Source organism: Enterococcus sp. DIV1096b (genome assembly GCF_050498765.1).
In the GTDB taxonomy this organism is placed as follows: domain Bacteria; phylum Bacillota; class Bacilli; order Lactobacillales; family Enterococcaceae; genus Enterococcus_D; species Enterococcus_D entomosocium.
The window spans coordinates 204,903-231,886 of sequence record NZ_JBMHEK010000001.1; the positions used below are offsets into that span (position 1 = coordinate 204,903).

Consider the following 26,984-nt stretch of genomic DNA (forward strand, 5'->3'; position numbering starts at 1 on the left):
TTTTCAACATAGCAGCTTTTTTTCAAAATGAAGCAAATGATACAAAGAATTTTCTTATTTCTTAAGCAGAATCTGATGAAAGCAAAAGCGAAATCCTTGCACTATTTTTAATAGCCGATAAAATAATTGTTATAAGACAGTAGTCTGGACACAACGCTTTTTTTCATCAGTCTATGAAAAAACCGATTTTTTATGTAGGATGAAAACCGATATAATGAGACTGCTTAGGCGCCTTTCATGCGTAAATTAGCCGCAAAAAAGAAATTCTTAGTAAGGAGCTTATGTTTGAAAAATTTTCAATTGAGTTTTGTCACAAGCAAATCGACCGTCCGATGGCTGCAGATTCTAAGTGAATTTGAAAAAAATGAAATTTGCAGTGCCAGCCATTTGGCTGAAGTAACAAGTAGTACTACAAGGACGATTGGCAAAGACATCAGTCAGATTAATGATTATTTCTGTGGGTTGATCCTGATCACTTCCACCAATCAAGGCTATTCGTTTGAACTATTTGATTATTCACAGTATGAAAAGAAAAAAGCCTCGCTTTTAGCGAATGAACCGCTCTTTATTTTATTGGAAAATATTTTTATTGGAGAGTTAAAGACGATCGATGAGTGGGCGGACTGCTTGTTTTTATCCAAGAGTACCTTATCAAAATACTTGCAGCGCATTCATGAACAACTGGCACGTTTTGATCTCCAACTAGCACTAGATCCCCTGAATATCGTTGGACAAGAAGCAGATATCCGCAATTTCTTCTGTACCTTTTTCTATGAAACAGATAGCACACCCCATACTGTCTTTCCGCCTGCTGCGGTCCAACAGGCAGTAACGGAAATCGGCAGGATGTTTGACAAAAATAGTTATCACACCGTTTCGTTTTCACAATATACGTATCTACTTTATATTTCGCTTGAGCGATTTATGCAAGGCAAAACTGTGCAAATCAACGACGAATTGTACCACGCCTTGCGACACAGTATTCAGCTGATGCACTTTCAGCGAATCAATGGCATTATTGAAAAGTACTTTCAATGTCGATTGACGAACGATGAACTTATCTTTTTGTTTGTTAGTATTATCACAAAGAAAAAACTGCAAAATGTGATCGTCGAACAAAAGTTTTGTCTTTCTTATAATCATTGGACCGAGATTCGCACGTTGACCAACGAGTTTTATCAGATGTTGAATGTATCGTCGAAAAAGCCTAAAGAAGATCAGATTCTGATCGAATCCTTTTTTACTTCTGCCAAATTGAAGGAGTGCTTATCCACTTCGGCCAATCGTAATATTTATGATGTGAATGCGTTTATTAAGAAAACTTTTTCTAAGGAGTTTGCTGCTTACCGAGAGTTTTTAGAAAGTAGTTGCGAGTACCACACCCTTTATTCTGTGGAGTATCTGACGGATTTTTGTGCAAACTTAGTGATTTTTATTGAATCTGTTCGAGAACGTCATTGGTTTCCCCGAAAAAATATCGCCTTTATCTTCGAAGGAAATAACAATATCGTTCAGTACATTGAGGGCTGGTCCAACCGCTATTTTAGCCGATCCCATCAAGTCTTTTATCCTGACTCAGGGGAAGTCAATGCTCAGTATTTAGAACAAAATACCATTGATCTGCTAGTGACGAACTATGCCGAGCATGCGACCGAATTTCGAGATATCGTTGAATGTATCGTCTTCAAAACGATCCCTTCTTCTTCTGACTGGAATCGGCTGCTTGAACGGATCAATCCTAACGTCACCCGCCAATTTGCCCTAAAAGACCTCTTCTAGTTTCCCATTCTGTTTTGACCTAAAGAGTTGCTAGAAAGGGCCTTTTACATGAAAAGAAAGCATTTTTCCTTCACTGCTTAGACAGTGAGAAGGAAAGATGCTTTCTTTTTTAATGGCTTGACTCTCCGCAGCTGTGCAGGAGTGTGGGAAGGGGAAGTGGGGAATGCATCAGGTACGGATGCAAGCCTTTGGAACCAGCGGTTTTCAATTCAATCGATCAATGTGGGCGAAATCATTGGGCTTCACTTAAGTAAATCAAACTCCAAGGCGCCTTTTGGTTTAGCTGAAGACCGGTCAATTCCCGATAGAAACAGGTTTTGTCTTTGACCGTCAGCTGAATGATCTCTTCTTCCGTATACTCGTTTAGAGAAGAAATTTTTAAAACATAAAGTTCTTTTAGTATTTGCAGCTGTGCGTCGATATCTAAGAGCAACGACATTTTTTCGAAAAAAGTACCCTCGTCTTGTTCATAGATCGCCAAGAATCGTTGGCGCAAAGAGAGATAAAAATTAAAGATTTTTGGGTGTGTATAAGAACAGGGAGAGTGGATAAATTCTACGTCAAAAAAGTTTACATATTCTTCGGCTGATTGGATCGTTTTTAAGTTCATATCAATACTCCTTATAAGTGTTAGGAAAGGGCGACAATACGTGTCATTATCAAAAAGAGTCACTGTTAAGCAATGTCTTACTGAGAAGGCCCATTTGTTTTTTTTAATGATTGGGGGAAGGACTTTCGCTACATTCAATGTACAGGATATTCCAAATTGGCTCAAACGCGTTTTTTCGTAACCATACGAAGATTTGTTTTTCGCTGGTATTAACGTCAAAAATGTTCAACTATTCTGATAATTGTTGTTATAAAAAGAATATTTTCGGAATGGGCGAAATGACTGGGTTTCCTTTCTTTTCCAGCAGGTTGTTTTTTCATTCGCTGAAATCATGGTTGAGAAAAAACAGCATCAGTTGACCGGTAGGCTCATCCCCGTCATTTTTTCAAAGGTGTGATACTATAGAATTATCTAGAAAAACGATCCTTTGATTCAAGTTGCCAATGCCAAAATAGTGCGAAGACACGCAGTTGCAGTGAGACGCAACCGTCTGTTTCGGTGAAAAGAATTGGCTAAATAGGGACGTTTATTAAAGCAAACGAGGAGCAATTCAATGAATGAGAAAAAAACAGTTGTAGTGATCGGCGGCGGACTTGGTGGTCTATCAGCGGCGGTCTCATTAGCCCAAAATGGCTTTGATGTATCACTATATGAAAAAAATCACCATTTAGGTGGCAAATTGAACCGACTGGAAACAAACGGCTTCGGCTTTGACTTAGGTCCTTCGATTTTGACGATGCCGCAGATTTTTGAAAAATTATTTACTGGCAGCAATCGCGATATGGCGGATTATGTTGCGATTCGCCGATTGCCATTGGAATGGCGCTCCTTTTTCCCCGACGGCACCAAGATTGATCTCTATGGCGATCTTGCCCGCATGGCAAAGGAAAACCCCCACTTGTCGGAAAAAGACATGGCAGAGTACCAAGACTTTTTGGACTATGGGCAAAAGATTTATGATATCACGGAAAAAGGCTATTTCGAGAAAGGCTTAGATACCACGAAAGAAATCTTGAAGTATCACGGCGTGATCAAAGCGCTGAAAGGCTTTGATTATTTCTCTTCCATGCATGATGCCATTCAAAAACGTATCAGCAATCCGCAGCTGCAAGACATGCTGAGCTATTTTATCAAGTATGTCGGCTCGTCTCCTTATGACGCCCCAGCCGTCTTGAACATGATGATCTACATGCAGCATGCCCAAGGTGTCTGGTACGTGCCAGGCGGGATGCATCGGTTAGCCGAAGGCATCGTTCGCTTAGCAAAAGAGATCGGTGTGACCTTCCATACGGGACATAAAGTGGAAAAATTGATCGTTGAACAAGAACAAATCCGTGCCGCTCGTTTGGATGATGGTACGTTGATCGAAGCGGACTATTTTGTTTCCAATATGGAAGTGATCCCGGCATATGAAGAGCTGTTAGAAGAAGCGCCGGCCTTTACTCAAAAACTGGAAGAAAAATTTGAACCAGCAAGTTCTGGCTTTGTCTTGCACTTAGGGGTCAAAACCTCCTATCCGCAACTGGCGCACCACAACTTTTTCTTTTCAAATGCCTCAAAAGAAAACTTTGATCAAAATTTCCATCAGCATCAGCTGCCGGAAGACCCAACGATCTATTTGGTCAATGCCAACAAAACCGATCCTTCGCAAACAGTGGCAGGGCATGAGAACATCAAAATCTTGCCTCATATCCCTTATTTGCAGGATAAACCCTTTACGGAAGCGGAATACGATGCCTTTCGTGAACGGATCTTGATCAAGCTGGAAAACATGGGCTTAACGGATCTACGCAAGCACATCGTGTATGAAGACCGCTGGACACCCGAAGACATCCAAAAGAATTATTTGTCACATCGCGGCGCCATCTACGGCACGGTCTCTAATCGCAAAAAAAATCATGGCTTTAAACACCCGAAACACAGCGAACGCTACGACAATCTTTACTTCGTTGGCGGTACGGTCAATCCCGGTGCCGGTATGCCGATGGTGACCCTTAGTGGCCAGCAAGTCAGTGAGATGATCACCAAAAGAGAACACTAAGATAAGAAAGGATGATGACTGTGTACCTGCTGCTCGCTGGTATTTGCGCTGCTTGGCTGGCAGGCTGGCTGATTTTTTTCCGCCTGCCGACGATACCCACCCGCAAGGAGACAGCCGCATCCAAAGACTTGAAGGAGAGGGCAGAATTGTCGATCATCATCCCCGCCCGCAATGAAGCAGAAAATTTGCCGCAATTGTTGGCATCCTTGCAGCAGCAAACCCTTTATCCTGTGGAGATTTTGGTGGTTGATGACGGATCGGAAGACGAGACGATCGCCTGTGCCGAGTGCTTCGGTGCGACGGTCTTGAAAACCGCTGCTGATTCTGCTGGGAAAGCGGCGGCTTGCTGGTTAGGCGCCTCACAAGCGGTGGGCAAGTATCTATTATTTTTGGATGCCGATACCTTCTTTCTAGCAGAAGATGGCTTAGAGCGCCTTTTCGCTGCGTATGAGGAGCGATCGGGACAAGGCCTGCTCTCGGTGCAGCCCTATCATCAAACGAAGCGCCTGTATGAACAACTATCTGCCGTCTTTAATGTCATCTTACCTGTCGGGTTGAACCGCTTTTCTATCGTAGGCGAAAAACTCTCAGCCGGCGGCGCCTTTGGTCCGTGTATCTTGTGCAGCAAAACAGCGTACCTTCAAGCCAATGGGCATCAGGACATGCCACAAGGAATCTTAGATGATCTAGCATTAGCGAGACGCTTTAAGAAAAAACGCTTGCCGATCGCCTTGTATGGTGGAAAAGACCTGTTGGCCTTTCGGATGTATCCAGCTGGTGTTCGTCAACTTGTTCAAGGCTGGACGAAGGACTTTGCCACTGCTTCGCAATTCACTCACCCTTTGATCATGGCAGGTGTCATCTTGTGGATCAGCGGCAGCATTGGGGTACTGGCGGCACCGTTTCTGATGGAACCGCTTTGGCTAGGACTGCTTTTTTATGCTGCTTATTTTGGACAAACCGTGTGCTTTGCCCGCCGTGTCGGCAACTTCAACCGAGTCTTGCTGCTTTTTTTCCCATGTTACTTTCTTTTTTTCCTAGGCTTATTTGGTTGGTCATGGATCCAAACCCATTTGTTGAAATCCGTGACCTGGAAAGGACGAAAAATCAATTTATAGGAGGCGATGCACATGCCGCTGATCACCTTATCTCCACTGCTCTTGCTCATTACAGACAGCTTGGCTTGGCTGCTGTTTCATCTAGGCATCTCGTTTAGCTTGCGCAAAGTCAGTGATGCTTTTTTTGAACGTCATGCCAACTGGTTCCGTTCTTTTGCCTTTGAAAAAGGCGGCAGAATCTGGGCGGAGGTATTTCGTATTCGTCAGTGGAAAGACAAATTGCCCGACGGCACTGTGATTGCCAAAAAAGGCTTTGACAAATCTCGCTTGGCTCAGCAACAAAAGGACTATCTGGAAAAATTCGTCATCGAAACACGCCGAGCAGAGCTGACCCATTGGCTGCTGATTGTTCCAGCACCGTTCTTTTTCCTCTGGAATCCTACGTGGGCGGGCTGGGTGATGATCGCCTATGCGTTATTGGCCAACTGCCCATTCATCATGATCCAACGCTATAATCGCCCCCGTTTGGAGCGAGTCTTGCGGAAAAAAAGTGCCCTGCAAGTCAAGCAGAAGGCGACGGTCTAGGTTCATGTAGGCGTTGCTTTTAAGATTCGCCGAAAAATAGGCAAACGGGAAATCAAAAGGATCGGAGGATAACTGCCTTCGATCCTTTTTAAAAAATTGGTGTTAATTTTTATGGGATGCGTCAAGACCATTCTTTGTACACTAAGGTCATTCAGAGGAAAGGGTGATCGTATGTCATCAGAAGGATGTGGGCAAATTTTCGACCTGCCTTTGCAGGCTGCTGCATTGGTTGATCGTGTGTTTGGACAGGTACAAAGTATTTTTGTAAGTGTAGAAAAGAAGGAGGGATGCGCAAGATGATTGAAGATAGCCGACAACGGGACCACTATTACGACATGCTGATTGAAAAAAATTCCCAATATGAAGGGATTTTTTACGTTGGGGTAAAAACCACCGGCGTCTTTTGCCGTCCTACCTGTCCAGCGAAAAAACCGCTCAAGAAAAACTGCGAGTTTTTTCAGACGGCACAAGAAGCGCTGCTGGCGGCGTATCGTCCCTGCAAACGATGTCGCCCGCTCAGCTCACCTAGCCACTTATCCCCTGACGTGAAAAGCCTTGTGGAAGCGGTGGAGAGCAACCCGGAGAAAAAGTGGACCGACAAAGATTTTGAAGCGCTAGCGATCCATCCCAATACTGCGCGTCGACAATTTAAAAAATATTTTGGCATGACCTTTATCGAATATTCCCGTTCACGCCGTTTAGGGTTAGCGTTTAAGCAGATTCGTGAAGGAGAACCGCTGATCCAAGCACAATTAGAAGCCGGCTTCGATTCTGGCAACGGCTTTCGAGATGCGTTTTCCCGGATTATGGGGGAATTGCCTTCCAACAGCCGCGAAAAAACGATTCTTTCTTCTGCTTGGCTTGAGACCAAGCTGGGATCGATGTTGGCGATCAGCGACCAGCAGCAGCTTTACTTGTTAGAATTCGTGGATCGCAGAGGGCTAGAAACGGAGATCGCTGTTTTGAGAAGCCGTTTGAATGCAGTGATTATTCCCCAGCAAACAGCAATCATCCAGCAGCTTAAGCAAGAACTGACGGAATATTTTGCAGGAAATCGAACTGTTTTCACGATTCCAATTGCATTGATCGGCTCCGATTTTCAGAAAGCCGTCTGGCAGCAGCTGTTGGCGATGAAGATCGGAGAAATATACTCTTACAAACAATTGGCACAGCGAATCGGCAATGAAAAAGCTACCCGAGCTGTTGCCAATGCCAACGGAAAAAATCAATTGGCGTTGATCGTTCCATGCCACCGCGTCATCAATAGCGATGGCAGCATCGGCGGCTATGGCGGCGGTGTCGAACGCAAAAAGTGGTTACTGGCTTTGGAAAAGCAGGTGCAGCCGACCACAATGATCTAAAAAGGACAAGTATGCGTCGGAATCAGCGCTTCATTCATCGGTACATGGAATGGATCGAATCCTCTTCAGTAAAATATATATTTAGCGGAACTCATGGAACCTTTCATGAGTTCCGTTTTTTTATTAGATTTGAAGGGGACGTAGAGAAAAGGTGGGACCTTCGTTAGTGTCTAACCGTTCTTAACCTCTATAAAAATAAGCATTGAATGATTTTCTTAAACAACCAAAGCATATCTTTTTACAACTTACAAAAAGTAAGTTATGATTATCTCGAATTCGAAATAAAGAGGTGAGGAAAATGGCGCATCAAGAAGAAGCGCTCAAAGCGTACATCGGTTTGCTGCGTACGGCGAGTCGTTTGGAACAAGTGGCAAAAAAAGATGTTCGTTGTTATGGCTTAAATATCACAGAGTTTTCTGTACTGGAATTGCTTTACCATAAAGGCACCCATACGACGCAAGCCATCAAGGAAAAAATTTTGATCGCCAGCAGCTCGACAACCTATGTAGTCGATCAATTAGTCAAAAAAGGCTGCGTGCGCCGGGAACCTAGCCAAGAAGATCAACGAGTAACTTACGTCAGTATTACGGAAGCAGGCAGGGCATTGATGGAGAAAATTTTTCCCAGTCATGCACAAAAGATTGCGGCGAGTTTTTCCGAACTCAGCAGTGAAGAATTGCAACAATTAAAAACAATTTTACGAAAAATAACTTACGATCAGAAATGAGGAAAAGAAAATGAGAAAACAAGATCAATTATTAGGGGTACACCATGTGACGGCCATGACAAGTGATGTGGAACGGAATTACCATTTCTTTACAGATGTGTTAGGGATGCGTTTAGTGAAAAAAACCGTCAATCAAGATGACATTTATACGTACCATACCTACTTTGCGGATGATTTAGGGTCACCGGGAACGACCATGACGTTCTTTGATTTTCCCAATACCGCTCGCGGCAGCAAAGGAACCAACTCGATCACCCGCACCAGTTTCCGAGTACCCAGTGATGCTGCCCTTGATTATTATGCCGCACGCTTTGATGAATTTGAGGTAAAACACGAAGCAATCACCACCGAATTTGGGAAAAAAGTGATGCGTTTTTGGGATTTTGATACGCAAGCTTATCAATTGATCTCTGACGAACACAATACTGGCGTGAAAGCTGGTACTCCTTGGAAAAAAGGACCGGTTCCTACTGAATTTGCGATTTATGGCTTAGGTCCTGTCGAAATGTCTGTTTCTTACTTGGCAGATTTCAAAGGGCTGCTGGAATCCGTTTTTGATTTCAAAACCATTGATCAAGTAGATAATCGCTATTTGCTAGAAGTTGGTGAAGGCGGCAATGGCGCTCAAGTCGTTTTAGTGGAAGATACCACGAGCCCGCAAGCGCAACAAGGCGATGGCGAAGTGCATCATGTCGCTTTTCGCTTAGCTCACCACGACTCATTAGCAGTTTGGCAAGAAATCTTTGATAACTTGGGATTGGCCAACTCCGGCTATGTGGATCGCTACTATTTTGAATCCTTGTATGTGCGCATCGGCCATATTCTTTTTGAACTAGCAACAGATGAACCAGGGTTCATGGGGGATGAGCCATACGAAACATTGGGTGAGTCCTTATCATTGGCACCATTTTTAGAAAATCGCCGTGAATACATCGAAGGAGTCATCAAACCCTTCAATACAAAACGCGCCTAAGGAGGCACATAGTATGCAACCCATTCAACAGATCCACCATATTTCAGCCATCGTAGGCGATCCGCAAACGAACGTTGCCTTTTACCGCGACGTGTTGGGGTTGCGCCTCGTCAAACAAACCGTCAATTTTGATGATCCGTACACGTATCATCTTTATTACAGCAATCAAGCATTAGAAAATGGGACCATCATCACCTTCTTCCCCTGGGCAAATGCCCATCCTGGGCGAGTAGGAAGCGGACAAGTCGGCACGATCGCGTTTCGTATTCCTAAAGGCAGCAGTGCCTATTGGCAAGAACATCTGGCGAAACATCAAGTAACTGTCCAAGAAAGTACATTGTTTGATCGGCCAACTTTAGAACTTCATGATCAGCATGACCTGTCTTTGGCGTTAGTCGAAGCCGAAGAATCGGCGGAAACACCAGCGATTGTAGGCTTTCATGGGGCCGTCTTGCTTTCGGCACAACCAGAAGCGACCATTCAAACGTTGGCAGATGATCTAGGTCTGGACATTTTTAATCAAACAAATAAAAGCACGCATCTCCATACCGCAGGTACCCTCGCTCATGAGATCGTCGTGCCCCATGAAGCAATGCCAGCAGGGCGCTGGGGTGTCGGCACCGTCCATCACATCGCGTGGTCCGTGCCAACGGAAGCAGTGCAAAAAGAGTGGCAAGAGTACTTGTACGATCAAAGATACGGAGTCACTGAAATCAAAGACCGCAATTATTTCAAAGCCGTCTATTTCCAAGAGCGGGGCAACATCGTCTTTGAGATCGCAACAGAAACCCCAGGCTTTTTAGTTGATGAACCATTAGAAACGTTAGGACAGCAGTTGATGCTGCCCGCCCAATTTGAAAGCCGCCGTGCAGAGATCGAGGATCGCTTGCCAGACTTATCGGTTTAGAAAAAAGGAGACGCTGTATGCACTATTTAGATCCCAAGGATTTGACCCAACGAGAAAATTATAAGTTACTGATTGGCTCCATCATTCCACGGCCAGTGGCAGTGGTCAGTACGCAATCAGCCGATGGTATCGTCAACATCGCCCCATTTAGTTTTTTTAACATCGTCAGCTCAGAACCTGTGATCCTCTCGTTGGCTATCCAGCGCAAAGAGGGGGAACTGAAAGACACCGCCCGCAATCTGTTGGCGACGAAAGAAGCCGTCGTGCATATTTTGGATCAAACAAATGTCCAAGAGGCCAATAAAACCGCGGCATTATTGCCCGCAGACCAAAGCGAGTTGACGGTTTCTGGGTTTACCACAACGACATCGAAAACGATTGCCGTTCCTGGCTTGAACGAAGCCAGTGTCCGCTTAGAAACGATTCTGCATCAGCACGTACCCATCAAAAAAGACCAGCAGATCACTGCCGATCTCTTATTGTTGGAAGTCGTCGGCTACCAGGTTGCAGAGGATGTCTATCAAGACGGCAAGATCGATCCCCGTGCCTTACAAGCAGTCAGCCGGCTAGCGGGAAATTCTTACGCAACGATTGGGGAGATTTTCGATATCAAACGACCAAGTTAAAGGAGGAACTTCGATGAAAGCAATCTACCAACAAGGAGCAGCCGACGCACCAGTTTTGGTGCTGCTCCACGGCACTGGTGGCGACGAACAGTCGCTGCTAGAAGTAGGAAAAGCCCTTGATCCCCAAGCTTCACTATTAGGTATTCGCGGCAATGTCTTAGAAAACGGCATGCCCCGTTACTTCAAACGCCTAGCTGAAGGGGTGTACGATGAAGCCGACTTAGCACTTCGCGGCGACGAATTAGCCGATTTCATTCGGCAAGCCGCCAAAGAATACAACTTTTCGTTAGCGCAAGTGGTACTGGTGGGTTATTCCAATGGCGCCAACATTGCCATTCGCTTATTACTAAATGATAGCGACCACTTCAAAAAAGCGATCCTCTACCACGCCATGTATCCAGTCGAGAATGTACCGACGAATTCCTTGCCTGACACTCATGTGTTTCTGAGTTTTGGCAGAAACGACCCGATCGTTTCCCTAGCTGACAGTGCTTACGTCCAAGAGATCTTTACCTCGCGGGGCGCAGTCCTTTCAACCGTTTGGACCCCAAGTCATCAGTTAACGTATGAAGAAGTTGAACACTCGCGCACGTGGTTGACCAAACAATAAAGCAGTGCCCATTTCCTAATCAAACAGCGATCCTGCTGGTTGGTTAGTTTTTTTTGTTTCACGTGAAAACATTGAACAGAGAGTACATCAGCTCCACCAAGATATGCTTTACATTAGTTCTGTTAGTATGGGTGGTTTTTATATTCTTAAAGCTTCTGGATTATACGGTAGCTTGTTATCTCTAACCTGTTTAAGTTAATAACATGAATTATTCCTAAAAAAAATGGTAATACAATTTAATAAAACGCATAATGGAAAATGAGTTTGGTGATGATCAAAACCAGTTAGGGATTATACCTAGCTGGTTTTTTTAGTAAGGAAGCAAATTTGTTGATAGTTCCTTTATTTAACAACGTTGATTGTTGTATCGGTGAATAGTGAGTGACTTGTGGTTCTTTAGATACCAAGACTCAAAAACCAGTGAACGTACTTGTTAAAAATAACATTAAGGTCGTTCCCTTGATGGATTTCAATACCTTTATCAATTGGGTTATTAATTGATAATCATTGTTTTGGCGCCATTTTTCGTATTTAAAGATAACAAAGACATTTTTATATAAAAACAAAAAATTGTTGACAGACAAAATGAAAGCGTTTATATTGGATATGTGGTTACTACCAGTTGAGAGTAAGGGGAGGACATAAGATGCTTGGTTTGGTTTTAACAGGTCATGGAGGATTTGCGCAAGGGATGGAAAATGCGCTTGCGATGATTGCAGGGCCGCAAGAACAGTTTCTAGCAGTGTCGTTTTTAGAGGAAAATCCGTTAGCTGACTTTGAAAAAGAGTTGCAAGGAGCAATCGATCAATTAAAGGAAACCTGTGATGGGGTCGTGATTTGTGCAGACCTTGTAGGCGGGACCCCTTTTAATGTTGCGATGACCGCTGCCAATGAGGACCCGCAAGTCGAGGTCATCGGCGGCATCAATCTACTGCTGCTAGTGGAAGGTTCGTTGACTAGATATACGGCAACTGATCCAGAGCGTTTTTGTCAAGAACTGGCAGAGATTGGCAAGAGCGGTATTTTTCACGGAAAGATCAAAGGCCATGAGGAAACCAATGAGGAAGAAGGGATTTAACGATGTGGGAAATGATCTTAGCAGCCTCAATCGTGGTGCTTGTTTTTCTCTTTCTCTTTTTGGCGGTCTCATCTTTCTTGAATGGGAAACATCTGAAAAAGCAAAAAGGCTATTTCGCTGAATTGCAGCAGTCCTTGAAAAAGGGGCAGAAAATCAAATTATACGGCGGCATTATTGGGGAGATTCAAGCACTTGGGAAAGAGACGGTCGATCTAAGGGTGAAATCGGGAACGGTGATCGAAGTAGAACGCAGTGCGGTTGCAGAAATCATGCAGTAAATAGAAGGAGGACATATTTATGGGAGAACCAAATATTTTGTTGACGCGAATCGACAATCGGTTGATTCATGGGCAAGTTGCCACCCAATGGAACGGTACGTTGGGGGCAAATCTAATTTTAGTGGCAAATGATAAGGTCGCCAAAGACAAAGTCAGACAAGGGTTGATGGATATGGCGGCGCCAGCTGGCGTCCAAACGAGGTATTTCTCGATTCAAAAAACCATCGAGATCATTCATAAAGCATCGCCAAAACAAAAGATTTTCATGGTGGTTGAAAATCCTCAAGATGCGTTGAAATTAGCTGAAGGTGGGGTGCCAATCAAGAAACTCAACATTGGGAATATGCATATGTCAGAAGGGAAAAGACAGGTTGCTACGACAGTTGCCGTCGATGAAGCAGATGTCGATGCCTTTAAAAAACTGAAGGAAATGGGGGTGCAATTAGTGATTCAGCGGGTTCCAACGACACCTGTTGAAGATGAAAAGAAATTATTTCAGTGATGCAGAGATAAGGAAGGAGAAAGAAAATGGATTACACGATTTTTCAAATCATTTTAGTCTTCATAGTTACATTCATTGCCGCAATCGATCAATTTAGTTTTTTAGAATCATTGTACCAGCCCATTGTTACCGGGATGGTTATCGGACTTATTCTTGGAGATCTTCAAACCGGCTTGATCGTTGGCGGAACCTATCAGTTAATGACGATCGGCAATATGCCGGTGGGCGGCGCGCAACCGCCAAATGCGGTGATTGGCGGAATTATGGCAGCAATCTTAGCGATCACGCTGCAGCTGGAACCGACAGTGGCCGTCGCTACGGCGATTCCGTTTTCTTTGCTGGGGCAATATGGGGTGACGATTATCTTCTCACTAATGTCGCCAGTGATGTCAAAAGCTGACAGCTACGCCCATGATGCCAATACGAAGGGCATTGACCGGATCAATTATTTAGCGATGGTGGGTCTTGGAACGATCTTCGGCTTGATTGTGGTCTTATTCTTTATCGGCGGTGCTGCCTTCGGGAATCAGGCGGTCGCAGCGATCCCTCAATGGTTGATGGGTGGGCTCGGCGCAGCTGGGGGCATGATGCGGTATGTCGGTTTTGCGATTTTACTAAAAGTGATGGTTTCCAAAGAAATGTGGGGCTTCTTCTTTATGGGGTTTGGTTTAGCCACGATCGTAATGGCGGCACCTTCCTTGCAAGGACCAGCCTTGATCATTCTAGCCTTTATCGGTTTTGCATTAGCCTTTTGGGATTATCAAATCCAGTCCAAATTTAAAGTAGCAACAGCCAATACCTATGATTTCGGAGGCGATGAAGATGGCATATAATATTCCCGATTCTTATAGCGAACAAGCGCCCGCAGAACAACTGGATAAAAAGACCTTGAACAATATGGTCTGGCGTTCCTTATTTCTACAAGCCTCTTTCAACTATGAGCGAATGCAAGCAGGAGGCTGGTTATTCAGTATTTTACCGGGATTGAAAAAGATCCACAAAAATGAAAAGGACTTGGCTGCTTCAATGAGCCATAACCTAGAGTTTTTCAATACTCATCCATTCCTCGTGAACTTTGTGATGGGGATCATTCTATCGATGGAACAAAACAAAGCCGATATTCCCATGATTCGGGCAGTGCGAGTCGCCGCGATGGGACCGCTAGGCGGGATCGGTGACGCGTTATTCTGGTTCACTCTGGTACCGATAACAGCTGGTATCACAGCCAATATGGCGATCAACGGCAACATCGCTGCACCGTTTATTTTCTTACTGGTATTCAATGCGGCCCAATTTGGTTTACGGTTCTTCTTGATGCATTGGTCCTATCGTTTAGGGACAGATGCGATTGGGATCTTAACGGAAAATGCCAAAGAGTTCACCAGAGCAGCGAGTATTTTAGGGATTTTTGTTGTCGGTTCCTTGACCTGCGTGTATGGGGCGACGTCTTTGGATATTCAGATCCCTAACGGTACTACCAATGAAGTGACACAAGCGACGACGATCGTGGACGATCAAGCAGCCATTGCCGCTTACGAAGACATGCTGTATACCACGGATGAGAATGGACAATTGACCGACACACTGCAAGAAAATGCGGCGGTCAACGAATTGGCTAACGGCAAATATGAATTGACGTTTAACAAAGTCAACGAAGTGCCCGTGACGATCGATATTCAAAAAATCCTCGATGGGATCTTGCCGCAAGTGATTCCATTGACCATCACACTGATGCTGTATTTCTTCTTATCAAAACGCGGCTGGACGCCATTGAAATGTATCGCTTTGCTGCTAGTGATCGGCTTGATCGGTTCTGGCTTTGGTCTGTATCCATCCATTTGGCCGCAATAAGCAAGCTAGCAGAAGAAACGGCGCAAACCGTAGGAGGAGTTTTGCTAAGCAAGCAAAAGCTGACTTTTTAGCTTAGCTCGTGCTGGCAATTGGTTCATTTTCCTACGTGAAGAGATGCAAGCTCAGGAAACAGAGCCCCTGTAGACGATTGTTTGACACGCCTATCGGGAAATAGTACACTCGTTATGTGGTAGTAACCAGTTTGGAGGGGCTTATGAATATCAATAAAAATCGACAACCATTATACGATCAATTGTTAAATTTACTGATTGAAAAAATCGAAAATGAAATGGAAGCAGACACGATGCTTCCCTCAGAAAGAGAACTGTCAAAGCGCTACGGGTTAAGTCGGACCACCGTTCGCTTGGCTCTACAGGAGTTAGAAAAATTAGGCTATATTTATCGCCAACATGGCAAAGGCACCTTTGTCTCGGATATCCGCAAGCAGGCAACCAATTTATCAGGTTCGTATAGTTTTACCGAACAGATGAAAGCACTAGGGAAACAACCAGAAACTAGAGTATTGGCATTCAAAAAAATGGAAGCGACAAAATATTTTGCCACTCAGTTGCAAGTTTCCATCGGCGAGCCGATCTACAAGTTAAAACGATTGCGTCTTGCTGATGGCCAACCGATGATGATCGAGCGTTCTTATCTGCCCGTCAAACGCTTCATGCATTTAACGAGTGAGATGATCGAGCAAAAACCATTGTACGATATATTTCATGAAGACTTTCATCAAGTGATCCGCCTCGCGGACGAAGAATTTTTTGCCAGCATTGCCAGTGCGAAAGATGCGGCATTGCTAAAAATCCACGAAGGTGCGCCGGTGTTGAACCTGGTACGCAGCACGTTCAATATTGAAAATGAAGTGATCGAATACACCTTGAGTGTTGCTCGAGCAGACCAATTTAGATACAAAGTCCGCCACTTGCGTAACGACGAGTAGCGCATTTCCTAGACAGTCTGAAATGATCCACTCGAGCAAAGAAAAGGCATGTATTCAAAACCAGTGAGGTCGAGGAAGTTTGCCCTTTGGGTGATCGCTAAGCATTCATCCAAGACAAGCGCTCCTCGCACCGTCACTGGGAATACATACTGGAAAAACAGTAGCTAGGAGGAAGAAAGATGTTTCAACTGTCAACAAAGGAATTAGCAGAATTAGGTGCGGATATTACAACAAGAGAAATCAAACAACAGCCAGAACTTTGGCAAGAAACCTTGACGATCTATCAAGAAAAGCAAGAGGCGATCGCGACTTTCTTACGTACCATCAAGCAAAAGACGGACAAACGAATCCGAGTGGTCTTCACGGGAGCGGGGACGTCGCAATATGTTGGAGATACGATCGTTCCTTACTTGAATAAGACCGGCGCAACTGCGGATTATCTTTTTGAAAGTATTGCTACGACGGATATTGTCGCAGCTCCAGAACAAGTTTTATTTGCGGATGAACCAACACTGCTCGTTTCTTTTGCTAGAAGCGGCAATTCACCAGAAAGTTTAGCAGCGGTCAAAATCGTCGATCAATTTGTTGCCGACAGCTATCATTTGACGATCACTTGTGCAGCCGACGGATCTTTGGCACAACAAGCTGCCGCTGATGAAGCGAGTTATCTGTTATTGATGCCTGAGAGGTCAAATGATGCTGGATTTGCGATGACGGGAAGCTTTTCTTGCATGGCCCTTTCGGCACTGCTGATTTTTGACCAGACGCCTCTGGCGGAAAAAGGGCATTATGTTGAAACCCTTAGCCGGTTGGGGCAAGAAGTGATCGACAGAGAAACAGAACTCCAAGTACTGACGGACCGTTCCTTTAAGCGAATCGTTTACCTTGGTTCAGGCACGTTGTCGGGGTTGACCAGGGAAGCACAGCTAAAAGTATTGGAACTGACTGCGGGAAAAATCGCCACCGTGTTCGATTCTTCGATGGGCTTCCGTCATGGACCAAAATCATTCGTAGATGATCAAACCCTCGTCTTTGTCTTTGTCAGCAATACGCCCTACACGCGGCAGTATGATCTTGATATGTTGGAAGAATTAAAGAGTGACGGCATCGCCGTCGCAGTGACCGCCATCGGACAGCCGGCAGCTGTGAATTTTTCAGGAACAAACTTTTTCTTTCCAGATGACACTTCACTGCCAGATGGCTATCTTGCCTTAGCAGACATTGTTTTTGCGCAAACGATCGCACTGTTGGCATCGATCAAAGTCGGGAATACACCGGATACCCCTTCGCCAACGCGTACCGTCAATCGGGTGGTCAAAGGCGTGACGATTCATCCGTATAACAACTAACGATGACTGAGAAAGACCACCACGAGCACGTATCTTTTCGTGTACGAAGTCGATACGTGCGGTGGTCAATCAGTCGAACGGCTTCATCAATAGACATTTTTATACATGCTGACAACCGTTTCGCCAACACTGAAAAAAGTGAAAGCGGTTGATTCTTTGGCATGGACAAAAAAGGAGGAATTTTAATGAAAGCAACCGTAACGAAAGCCAAAAAAGCAGCGATGGATCGCCTGTCAACGAAAGAAGGAGTAATCGCGGCTTTAGCGATCGACCAACGTGGTGCCTTGAAAAAAATGATGGCAGCACTTGGCGTGGAGGCTGACGCAGAAAAAATCAGCCAGTTTAAAAAGCTAGTCTCACAAGAATTGACCCCTTACGCATCTTCTATTTTATTAGATCCAGAATATGGGTTAGCAGCTGCGCAAAGCCGTGATCCAGAGGCGGGGCTTTTGCTGGCATATGAGAAAACCGGCTATGATGCGACTACGCCGGGACGTTTGCCTGATTTATTAGGGGAATGGTCAGTTGAGCGATTAAAAGCAGCAGGCGCCGATGCCATCAAATTTTTGCTTTATTATGATGTAGATGAAGATGCCCAGATCAATCAGTTGAAACACGTCTTTGTGGAACGACTCGGCAGCGAATGCCAAGCCGCTGATCTGCCCTTCTTTTTAGAAGTTCTTTCCTATGATGCTAAGTTGCCTGAAGTCGACTCAAAAGCATATGCGCAACGCAAACCAGAAAAAGTCATCGGATTGATGAAGGAATTTTCAAAACCACAGTACAAAGTCGATGTGTTAAAGGTGGAAGTACCAGTCAACATGAATTATGTGGCAGATTTTGCCAAGGAAGAAGCCGTGCATACCAAGGAAGAAGCCGCCGCGTATTTCAAAGCGCAAAGCGATGCAACGCATCTGCCGTTTATTTTTCTCAGTGCAGGCGTATCAGCCAGCTTATTCCAAGAAACACTGGTTTTTGCCAAAGAAGCCGGTTCCACCTTCAATGGCGTCTTGTGCGGCCGGGCAACGTGGAAAGATGGCGTTGAACCCTTTGTAAAACAAGGAACAGAAGCAGCCAAAGAATGGCTAGCAAGTACCGGAAAACAGCACATCGAAGACTTGAATGAAGTGATCCAAAAGACCGCTACTTCTTGGTGGGACAAAGTTACGGTCGAAGAATAGTTTTTTCGCTGTTTGACAAGAGAAATGGCCAATGATCAGACATCTTAAGGGCTTTTGAGAAGAAGTGCAGGCTTCTGACTTAAGGCTCTAGGGTGTCTTTTTTATACCTTGACAAGTTCGGTTATCATCGTAGGAATGAAACGTAAACAGGAAGAGGTTTAGAGAGTAATTTACAAGGGGAATTGAATAGGATAAACTAGCAGTAAAAGCCATCAAATCCACTTGCTTCACTTTTGGTCGAAATAAGGTTCAATAAACCTACAATAAAGGAGCATTCATGAACGTGTATACGTTTCATTCCGTCACGTCAGAAAACCAACAAGCTGCCTATAGTATTTATCAGAAAAACCAGGCCTATTTTGCTTTAACGAAAGAGACACCTTCCATCGAACAACTCATGCGGGACATGACTGTTCTACCGCCATCTGTGGCTCAAGAGCAAAAGGTATTTTCTATTATTTATTATGATCAAAAACCTATTGCTATCATGGATTATCTTGTTGATTATCCGCAAGAGGGCACTGCGTATATTGGCTTGCTGCTGGTTGGCGAAAGGCGTAAGGGACACGGGCAAGCTATTTATCAGCAAGTAGAACAAGACTGGCGCTTAAAAGGGATTTCTCTCGTTTCTCTCGCTGTTATTGAAGAAAACACAGCCGGTAGATCTTTCTGGGAGAGTCAAGGATTTAAAGAGACACGAAAAGCCGTGACAACAGTCAGTGATCAGAAGGTAAGTGTGGTCTGCTTTGAGAAAAAGATCAGAAATTCTTAAACAACAGGTGAAGCAAGAATGAAATAACAAATCATTCGGTTATGAAAATTTAAAAAACCTCCTTATTAAATTAGATTTTCTGGAAAACAATCCTAAATAAATGAGTAAACATTACGAAAAAGTAGCTATAAAAAATCGTTGGTTTTTATAACTAATACTGCGACTTGGTGCCCTTATCGATTTGTATAGTCATCGATTTTAAGGAAAATGTAAGGGTTGACATTTTCTTTTGTAGATAGTACGATGTTGTCAAAGATGCAGGAGTGTTACTGATAAACAAGTCAGGCACCACCAAGTCCAAAAGCAAAGTTATTCTTCGCGTAACAGCGCAGGAAGCTTCGTTTTAGGTTTGGTGTTTTTTTGTCTTTAAGGAGGTGGAAATGATGACTATAGTAAAAACACTGAATAACAATATTGTTTTGGTACGAGATGATCAAGGGACTGAGAAAGTTTTATTTGGGACAGGAATTGGGTTTAAAAAGAAACGTGGAGACATGGTTGATGAAGCATTGATCAGTAAAATTTTTACTCCCAATGAAGAGGAGAAGCATAGCCATAAGATAGAGAATTATACGCCGGAAGTATTAAGTATTGCAGCAAAAATTATTGATCTTGGGGAAGCAGAATTAAATCAAAAGTTTGGTACCGGATTGTTGTTTTCTTTAGCAGACCATTTAACTTTTTCGTTGAACAATTCGGTAGAAAATGAAAATCCCATCAAATGGGAGATTCCTCATCTATATTACAAAGAATATCAAATCGGTAAGCAAGCGTTGGCACTTATTCAACAAGAGTTAGCTGTGCAATTATTGCCAGAGGAAGCAGCATTTATTGCGCTTCATTTTGTGAATGGACAGATTGATCAGTCGAATATGGCAGATACATTGCAAATAACAGAAGTGATCAAAAAAATTGTTAAAATCGTCCAAATCCTTTATGGAACAGTCTTAGATAAAACAACAGCAGATTATTCACGATTTATTACTCATATTCGTTATTTCATTATGCGCCAAAAAAACAAAAAAACGTCGTTGAAGATGGACGAGCAAATACGTGAACTGATTCAGGAACGATATATGAAAAGTTATGCCTGTGGTCTGCTCATTAAAGATATGCTGGATAGAGAGTACCATTGGAAAATCTCTGAGGATGAATTGGTATATTTAGTCATTCATATTGAACGAATTACAACTAAATAAAGATAAGGTGTGTTATCTAGAAAAGAGCATAAGCCTAAGTGGAAGTTTTTTTCACTTGGGCTTTTTCTTTAGTAAAGGAGGAGCAACAATGGAAAATAAAGAATTAGCGAAAAAAATCATTGCCTTAGTTGGTGGAAAAAGTAACATATCCCAAAGCTGGCATTGCATTACCCGTTTACGATTTAATTTGATAGATGATTCGAAAGTAGAAAAGAATGAGATCAATGAATTAGCAGGAGTGATCGGCAGTCAATTTAGTGGGGGGCAATATCAAGTGATCATTGGTGCCAAGGTGGCTGAAGTCTACAAAGAAGTTGCCGATCAATTAGGGGAAGAGGTTACTATGGAAGGGTCTTCGAATAAGAAAATGAACTTCTTAGATAAAATTTTCGATGTGATTAGTGGAATCTTCACGCCACTGATGCCTGCAATCATCGGGTCAGGTTTGATCAAAGGTCTCATGGCATTATTCGTTGTAGTTGGGTGGCTTTCACCAGAGAGCTCTGCCTATGAAGTATTGAATATCTTCTCAGATGCGGTATTTTACTTCTTGCCTTTCTTTGTTGCTATCACAGCAGCTAGAAAATTTCAGACGAAAGAGTCGCTGGCTGCTGCATTAGCAGCGATCCTCATGTATCCCACGCTGATCAATGGTGCGGCAGAAGGAGGAAGTGCATTATCGTTATTTGGTCTAGCCATTCCATTAAATAACTATTCTTCTACGGTATTACCGATTATTTTAGGTGTACTTCTTATGAGCTATATCAATAAATGGATGGATCGAGTAGTTCCTAAAACAGTTAACATCGTTTTTAGTCCAATGTTGACCTTACTAGTCACGGCACCGATTCTATTAGCGATCGTTGCACCACTAGGAAATTTTTTAGGTAAATATTTAGAAGAAATCTTTACCACGTTGTTCACCGTTGCAGGTCCTTTAGCGGGCTTGTTGATGGGAGGACTGATGCCGCTGATCGTCATAACAGGTATGCATTATGCTTTCTTTCCTGGAACATTTGCTAGTCTTCAAAAATTAGGCTACGATATTATGCTTTTGCCGATGAATTTGGTTGCGAATAGTGCACAGGCTGGAGCTGTTTTAGGGGTAGCTTTGAAGGCGAAAAAAGCGACCACGAAATCTTTGGCATTTTCTACTCTGATTCCTGCAATTTTCGGAATTACTGAACCAGCTATCTATGGCGTAACGTTGCGCTTGAAGAAACCTTTCTATGCCTCATTGGCAGGGGGCGCTGTAGGAGGAACGATTTTTGGCTTTTTTGCTGTCAAAGTGACCGCATTTTCTATTCCTGGTATTACTGCTTTACCAACATACATTATTCAGGATTCGAATAATTTTATTTATGCGCTGATCGGTTATATCGCTAGTTTTGTCGTTTCGTTTGTTCTAACAATGTTTTTGGGATTTGAAGAAGAAGCATCAGAAAAAGCATCAGAAAAAACGACCAATATAGCAGTTGAAACCAAATATCCAATTGAAATTTATTCTCCTATGGAAGGCGAGGTCAGAGATTTAGCGACCGTTGCAGATGAGACATTTTCAACAGGGCTAATGGGAAAAGGGGTAGCAATTTTTCCAGAAGAAGGCGTAGTCTACGCACCATTTTCCGGGAAAATCACGATGATGACTCCGACGAAGCATGCGGTAGGAATACGTTCAGAAGAAGGTGTCGATCTTTTGATCCATGTTGGGATCGATACTGTCAAGCTGCAAGGCGAATCTTTTGATTATCTTGTTGCAGCAGACGAAACAGTCGAAAAAGGACAACCCATCATTAGGTTTGACTTAGAAAAAATAGCTAGAAGTGGGTATGATCTAACAACAATGATCATTGTGACCAATAGCTCAGAATTTTTAGACGTGATCATTACTGGAGATAGGCATGTGGAGTCAACGACATCGCGCTTGATGATGTGCATTCAATAATAGAAAAGGAGAGAAAATAATGAAAAAATTTACAGGATTTAAAGATGATTTTTTATGGGGAGGAGCTACCGCTGCTAACCAAATCGAAGGTGCTTATTTAGAAGGCGGAAAAGGATTATCCACTTCAGATTTTGCCGCATACAAAGACCCTTATGCTTCTGGAAAAGTAAATAATTTTACTTTTAACGTTACTTCAAAAGAGTTAGCTGAGTATGCGATGCATCCTGAACATTATCTTTTCCCAAAACGTTGGGGCATTGATTTTTACCATCGGTACAAAGAAGATATTGCTTTATTTGCAGAAATGGGATTTAAATGTTTTCGCTTATCAATCTCATGGGCGAGGATTTTCCCCACGGGACTTGAAGATGAGCCGAATGAAGCAGGACTAGCTTTTTATGATGCTGTTTTCAATGAGTGTGCGAAATATGGTATTGAGCCTTTGGTAACGATGTCACATTATGAAATGCCGATCGAACTGACGAAGAAGTACAACGGATGGATCAGTCGTGAGCTAGTTCCCTTGTTTGAGAAGTATGCCCGAGTCATTCTTGAACGCTATAAAAATAAGGTGAAGTATTGGATCACGTTCAATGAAATGAATATGAATCTTAATAGCTTATATACAGGGGCGGGGATCTTAGAAGATTTAGTGGATGATTCATTGCAAGCGGCATATCAAGCGTCTCACCATCAATTCTTGGCAAGCGCATTGGCTGTAAAAGCTGCGAAAGAAATTATTCCTGATGTAGAGATTGGGTGTATGATCAATCAAATAGAAGCATATGCACATACGACAAAGCCAGAAGATCAACTGCAAGCAGTGAAATCCAACCAGTTGAATATGTTTTATCCAGATGTTCAAGCACGGGGGTATTATCCTAGCTATATTTATAGCTACTTTTCAGAGAATGACTTGTCCATCGATATCCGACCAGAAGACGCGGATATCCTTAAAGAGGGGACAGTGGACTTTGTGGCCATTAGTTATTATATGTCTCATGTTGCGGAGGCGAGAGAAGATGCATCTAAATTAGCAGGTACTTTTGATAGCCCAATTAAAAATGAATATTTAGAGCTCTCTCAATGGGACTGGCCAATTGATCCAATTGGGTTAAGAATATCATTGATCAAATTATATGATCGTTTCCAAAAACCTTTATTTGTTTGTGAAAATGGATTAGGAGCGAAAGATGAGTTAGTCAATGGGGAAGTCCACGATGCGTATCGAATCGATTATTTAAAAAAACACATTGAACAAATGCGCGAAGCCGTTAAAGACGGTGTTGATCTCATGGGATACACGCCATGGGGCTGCATTGATCTGATCAGTTGCGGAACTTCTCAAATGTCAAAACGCTACGGCTTTATCTATGTGGATCAAGATGACCAAGGACAAGGAAGTTTGGCTCGTTATCGGAAAGACTCGTTTTATTGGTACAAGAAAGTGATTGCTTCTAATGGAGATGAATTATAAAAAAGGCTGTGAATGAGCAGGGGAGCAAAAAGATAGAAACAGAAAAACTCAGACAATCGTTGCAAGTAGGAGTGTGCCTCATGCTTGGCTTTTTAAAAGCATAAGACCCAAAGCGCGCGACAGCAGTTTCAACTGCTGTCGCGTATTTGTATTTCAATGGTGTTTGTATGTGTTGATTAGTAAATGAGTTTAAAACTTTTCTATGATTTTTTTAATAAATATTCCTATTGATTATCATATTTTCTTAATACTAAATCAGTTAACTTTCACCATTTCTCCAATCACTTTCCCATAGTTTCAATTCCTCTTTTTTTCTTAACAGGTTAAGTTAAAAATCCCTCAAAATCTTTTCTCATTTTTCAGAAGTATTGCCAGTAGAAAATCGCTTGATAAAAAAGTCGTGGCTTGCTATTCTGTTCTGTAAATTGACAGAAGGAGATAGCGTATGAAGCAAATGGCAATCAAAGAGAATCCGTTTTTGACGCGTCTGGATTATCAGCGGGCAGTGGAAGACATGATCGCTCCTTTGCGAGAAGCGATCTTGGCAGATGACTATCCAGGATTGAATCTAGGTAGCAGTGGGGCCGTGTATGACCGAACACGGGCTGAGATGGAAGCGCTTGTGCGTCCTTTGTGGGGGCTGGCGCCTTATTGGAGGATTTGCTCAGATGATCCGTTACGAGCAGCTTATGTGGAAAAAGTGATCGCGGGGACAGATCCTGAACACGCATTTTACTGGGGAAGGATCACGGATTATGATCAATACATCGTGGAAGCAGCCGCATTGTCATTGACTCTTTTATTGCAAAAGGACGCTTTTTGGACAGCGTTGCCGCAGAAGAACCAGCGAAAGCTAGTGGCTTGGCTATCCCAAGCACTTGAGTGCAAGATTCCTAAGAACAACTGGACATTCTTCAAAGTGTTGATTCGCGTTGCCCTGTTTCACTGTGGGGAACCGTTGGCAAAAGAAGCATTGTCCCAAGAGTTGGCATTGATCGATTCCATGTACATTGGCGATGGTTGGTACGTAGATGGGAAAACGACGCAGCGAGATTACTATATTCCTTTTGCGTTTCATTATTATGGCTTGATTTACGCTACATTTATGCAAGACGAAGACCCAGAATGGGCACAGCGTTTTAAAGAACGAGCCACCCGATTTGCCCAAGATTTCATCTATTATTTTGATGAAGACGGCGAAGCCTTGCCCTATGGCCGCAGCCTGACCTATCGGTTTGCGCAAGGTGCTTTTTTCTCGGCGCTGGTTTTCGCAGATGTCGAAGCGATCCCATGGGGACAGGTGCGAGGACTACTGGCGAAATACTTGCGCAATTGGATGGCGCAGGAGATTTTCACTTTCGATGGTCGCTTGTCCATCGGATACCACTATGAAAATCAAGTGATGGCAGAAGGGTACAATGCACCAGGCTCGCCTTACTGGGGGCTTAAGACCTTTTTGCTTTTAGCGGTCGCAGAAACGCATCCTTTTTGGCGGGCTGAACCTGAGCCAATCAAGAGAGAGCCGCAAAAACGGATTGAAAAAGGCAATATGTTGCTGGTGCACAATGAAAAAAACCATCATTTGTTGGGGTATCCTGCAGGTTTGATGCTTGAACAGCAAGCGCATGCTCAAGCAAAATACAGCAAATTCGTCTATTCGAGCAAATTTGGCTTCAGTGTGCCGAAAGCCGGCGTCACGTATGCCGAAGGCGCCTTCGATAGTACATTAGCTATTGCTCGAGATGGCAGCTATTTTCGCACGAAGGGCGCAGTCATGGATTATCGAGTGACGGAAAAAGGCATCTTTATCCAATGGGCTCCCTTTGGGGAGGTAGTGATTGAAACTGAGATTTATCCATTTGGTCAGTGGCATGTGCGCGTGCACGAGTTGACGACGACGATTTCGTTGGACCTTCGTGAGGGCGGATTTAGTGTACCGCTGACTGGACGGTTGCCTCAGGCCCAAACAGGACCGACCTGGAGTCGAGTCAGTGAAGAGGGCTTTTGTTCTCAAATCATCAACATCGAAGGCTATCAACAAGCCAGTATTGTTCAGCCAGAAGCCAATACCTCCGTCTTTTTTCCAAGAACCAGTTTTCCATACTTAGCACAACATATTCCGCCAGGGAAGCACCGTTTGATTTGTTTAGTCGGTGGTATCGTAGAAAAAGAAAGGATCGATCCAAATGATTACGCTAGCAATAAAAAATAAGCAGGACCAGGTGATCGTCGGTCGCATCGACCATGAAAAAGAACCCGCGCCATTTCAAGTTTCTGATGATGATTTGGCCGTATTAGCCATTAAAAACTATCCCTATGAGGAAGGAGATAAGATCGTTATTGAGGTGACGGGGGAAAATCCGTATTATGTCCTTCAGCTTGATGAAACCTTAGCACCATCACTGATCTATCTTTCCCAATCCACTTGGGAGTATCAGATTCCTTGGACGGAGTCCGCTCGAAAGTCCTCGGTGGAAACGGCCTTTACCTCGCAGCGCCATCACCTGATGGTGCGCAAAGCCCATGCGTTTGAGATCACGAATTATCAAAATTTATCCTTCAATGCCCATGATCAAAAGTCAGCGACAGGGGCGTATCCTCATGCTTCAGCGAATGTGGAAACGCGAGATGATTCCGTCTTTTTTGCCAAGAATGCGATTGATGGAAAATATGGCAACCGATCCCACGGGTCGTATCCGTTTGCTTCTTGGGGCATCAATCAGCAAGCCGATGCTGCATTGACCATTGAGTTTGGTCGTCCCGTCTTGATTGATCGGGTTCGCTTCCTATTGCGGGCAGATTATCCCCATGATAGCTATTGGACCAAAGGGACCTTGGTCTTTGCTGATGGAGAAGAGCTGGTGGTGGAAACGACAAATACGGCGTCTTTTCAAGAAGTTCGTTTTCCAAAAAAAGAAACGACTAAGCTGACCTATAAAGAGCTGCAAAAAGCAGAGGATGATTCCCCCTTCCCAGCTCTTACACAAATCGAAGTATTTGGTTGGAACTGTTAAAAAAAGAGGACGAGAGTATGACAGGTCTGCATTTGTGTGCAGTTGTCATGCTCTTTTTTTTAGGAATCAAGGAAGGAAGGTCGCTTTTTTTGTGCGTTTACGTTATAATGAT

At 43.6% G+C, this 26,984-nt stretch carries 25 protein-coding genes; 24 read left to right on the forward strand and 1 reads right to left on the reverse strand.

All coding sequences use genetic code 11. The annotated features are described in order from the left end of the window. The first annotated feature begins 285 nt into the window (after positions 1-285). Positions 286-1,779: a helix-turn-helix domain-containing protein gene (locus IGJ17_RS00955; protein ID WP_223347152.1), complete on the forward strand. Its 1,494-nt coding sequence runs from the start codon at positions 286-288 to the stop codon at positions 1,777-1,779. A gap of 232 nt (positions 1,780-2,011) precedes the next feature. Here the strand turns inward: IGJ17_RS00955 and IGJ17_RS00960 are convergent, their stop codons facing one another. Next, a complete protein-coding gene (locus tag IGJ17_RS00960) occupies positions 2,012-2,389 on the reverse strand; it encodes a DUF7006 family protein (protein ID WP_005232663.1) in 378 nt (125 codons plus the stop codon). A 553-nt stretch (positions 2,390-2,942) separates the two neighbouring features. On the opposite strand from IGJ17_RS00960, the gene IGJ17_RS00965 reads away from it, so the two are divergent. The 23 genes from IGJ17_RS00965 to IGJ17_RS01075 all read left to right on the forward strand — a co-directional run bounded on the left by IGJ17_RS00965 (position 2,943) and on the right by IGJ17_RS01075 (position 26,872). Further along, entirely contained in the window at positions 2,943-4,430 is a 1,488-nt protein-coding gene (locus IGJ17_RS00965) for a phytoene desaturase family protein (RefSeq protein WP_086332879.1), read from the forward strand. Positions 4,431-4,441: 11 nt separating this feature from the next. Further along, on the forward strand, positions 4,442-5,548 hold the full coding sequence (locus tag IGJ17_RS00970; RefSeq protein WP_429961030.1) for a glycosyltransferase: 1,107 nt from the start codon (positions 4,442-4,444) through the stop codon (positions 5,546-5,548). Between the two features lie 6 nt (positions 5,549-5,554). Then, positions 5,555-6,073: a glycosyl-4,4'-diaponeurosporenoate acyltransferase gene (locus IGJ17_RS00975; protein WP_086332881.1), complete on the forward strand. Its 519-nt coding sequence runs from the start codon at positions 5,555-5,557 to the stop codon at positions 6,071-6,073. A 296-nt stretch (positions 6,074-6,369) separates the two neighbouring features. Continuing rightward, entirely contained in the window at positions 6,370-7,434 is a 1,065-nt protein-coding gene (locus IGJ17_RS00980; RefSeq protein ID WP_429961031.1) for a bifunctional transcriptional activator/DNA repair enzyme AdaA, read from the forward strand. Between the two features lie 298 nt (positions 7,435-7,732). Beyond that, a complete protein-coding gene (locus IGJ17_RS00985; protein WP_016611544.1) occupies positions 7,733-8,161 on the forward strand; it encodes a MarR family winged helix-turn-helix transcriptional regulator in 429 nt (142 codons plus the stop codon). A gap of 10 nt (positions 8,162-8,171) precedes the next feature. Beyond that, positions 8,172-9,134 (forward strand): ring-cleaving dioxygenase, encoded by a 963-nt coding sequence (locus IGJ17_RS00990; RefSeq protein WP_061053593.1) that lies wholly within the window; start codon positions 8,172-8,174, stop codon positions 9,132-9,134. Between the two features lie 13 nt (positions 9,135-9,147). Next, complete coding sequence (locus IGJ17_RS00995; protein WP_413134953.1) at positions 9,148-10,041, forward strand: VOC family protein; 894 nt, start codon at positions 9,148-9,150, stop codon at positions 10,039-10,041. Between the two features lie 17 nt (positions 10,042-10,058). Further along, positions 10,059-10,667 (forward strand): flavin reductase family protein, encoded by a 609-nt coding sequence (locus tag IGJ17_RS01000; protein WP_115231570.1) that lies wholly within the window; start codon positions 10,059-10,061, stop codon positions 10,665-10,667. A 13-nt stretch (positions 10,668-10,680) separates the two neighbouring features. After that, positions 10,681-11,277 carry an alpha/beta hydrolase gene (locus tag IGJ17_RS01005; RefSeq protein ID WP_005232636.1) on the forward strand — a complete coding sequence of 199 codons (597 nt, stop codon included), beginning with the start codon at positions 10,681-10,683 and terminating at the stop codon, positions 11,275-11,277. 646 nt (positions 11,278-11,923) lie between these two features. Beyond that, complete coding sequence (locus tag IGJ17_RS01010; RefSeq protein ID WP_008376461.1) at positions 11,924-12,355, forward strand: PTS sugar transporter subunit IIA; 432 nt, start codon at positions 11,924-11,926, stop codon at positions 12,353-12,355. 2 nt (positions 12,356-12,357) lie between these two features. Beyond that, positions 12,358-12,633 (forward strand): preprotein translocase subunit YajC, encoded by a 276-nt coding sequence (gene yajC / locus IGJ17_RS01015; RefSeq protein ID WP_008376459.1) that lies wholly within the window; start codon positions 12,358-12,360, stop codon positions 12,631-12,633. A gap of 19 nt (positions 12,634-12,652) precedes the next feature. Next, positions 12,653-13,135, forward strand: a complete 483-nt coding sequence (gene agaV, locus IGJ17_RS01020; RefSeq protein WP_005232625.1) for a PTS N-acetylgalactosamine transporter subunit IIB — start codon at positions 12,653-12,655, stop codon at positions 13,133-13,135. Positions 13,136-13,161: 26 nt separating this feature from the next. After that, the gene (locus tag IGJ17_RS01025) at positions 13,162-13,968 is read left to right on the forward strand and encodes a PTS mannose/fructose/sorbose/N-acetylgalactosamine transporter subunit IIC (RefSeq protein WP_005232623.1); all 807 of its coding nucleotides are present in this window, start codon (positions 13,162-13,164) and stop codon (positions 13,966-13,968) included. Next, positions 13,958-14,986: a PTS system mannose/fructose/sorbose family transporter subunit IID gene (locus tag IGJ17_RS01030; RefSeq protein WP_008376454.1), complete on the forward strand. Its 1,029-nt coding sequence runs from the start codon at positions 13,958-13,960 to the stop codon at positions 14,984-14,986. Before IGJ17_RS01025 ends, IGJ17_RS01030 begins: the two co-directional genes overlap by 11 nt. 214 nt (positions 14,987-15,200) lie before the next feature. After that, on the forward strand, positions 15,201-15,935 hold the full coding sequence (locus tag IGJ17_RS01035) for a GntR family transcriptional regulator (protein WP_005226773.1): 735 nt from the start codon (positions 15,201-15,203) through the stop codon (positions 15,933-15,935). A gap of 179 nt (positions 15,936-16,114) precedes the next feature. After that, complete coding sequence (locus IGJ17_RS01040; protein WP_016611531.1) at positions 16,115-17,284, forward strand: SIS domain-containing protein; 1,170 nt, start codon at positions 16,115-16,117, stop codon at positions 17,282-17,284. 185 nt (positions 17,285-17,469) lie between these two features. Next, the gene (gene lacD / locus IGJ17_RS01045) at positions 17,470-18,465 is read left to right on the forward strand and encodes a tagatose-bisphosphate aldolase (protein ID WP_308810316.1); all 996 of its coding nucleotides are present in this window, start codon (positions 17,470-17,472) and stop codon (positions 18,463-18,465) included. Positions 18,466-18,742: 277 nt separating this feature from the next. Next, entirely contained in the window at positions 18,743-19,237 is a 495-nt protein-coding gene (locus IGJ17_RS01050; RefSeq protein ID WP_016611527.1) for a GNAT family N-acetyltransferase, read from the forward strand. Positions 19,238-19,620: 383 nt separating this feature from the next. After that, on the forward strand, positions 19,621-20,436 hold the full coding sequence (locus tag IGJ17_RS01055; RefSeq protein ID WP_223347153.1) for a PRD domain-containing protein: 816 nt from the start codon (positions 19,621-19,623) through the stop codon (positions 20,434-20,436). An 88-nt stretch (positions 20,437-20,524) separates the two neighbouring features. Next, entirely contained in the window at positions 20,525-22,381 is a 1,857-nt protein-coding gene (locus tag IGJ17_RS01060; protein WP_034872083.1) for a beta-glucoside-specific PTS transporter subunit IIABC, read from the forward strand. Between the two features lie 19 nt (positions 22,382-22,400). After that, a complete protein-coding gene (locus tag IGJ17_RS01065) occupies positions 22,401-23,858 on the forward strand; it encodes a glycoside hydrolase family 1 protein (protein WP_016619586.1) in 1,458 nt (485 codons plus the stop codon). Positions 23,859-24,303: 445 nt separating this feature from the next. Further along, positions 24,304-26,070, forward strand: a complete 1,767-nt coding sequence (locus tag IGJ17_RS01070) for a DUF2264 domain-containing protein (RefSeq protein ID WP_429961032.1) — start codon at positions 24,304-24,306, stop codon at positions 26,068-26,070. Next, positions 26,045-26,872, forward strand: a complete 828-nt coding sequence (locus tag IGJ17_RS01075; protein ID WP_008376442.1) for a DUF7402 domain-containing protein — start codon at positions 26,045-26,047, stop codon at positions 26,870-26,872. The genes IGJ17_RS01070 and IGJ17_RS01075 overlap by 26 nt, the downstream gene beginning before the upstream one ends. The last annotated feature ends 112 nt before the right edge of the window (positions 26,873-26,984 follow it).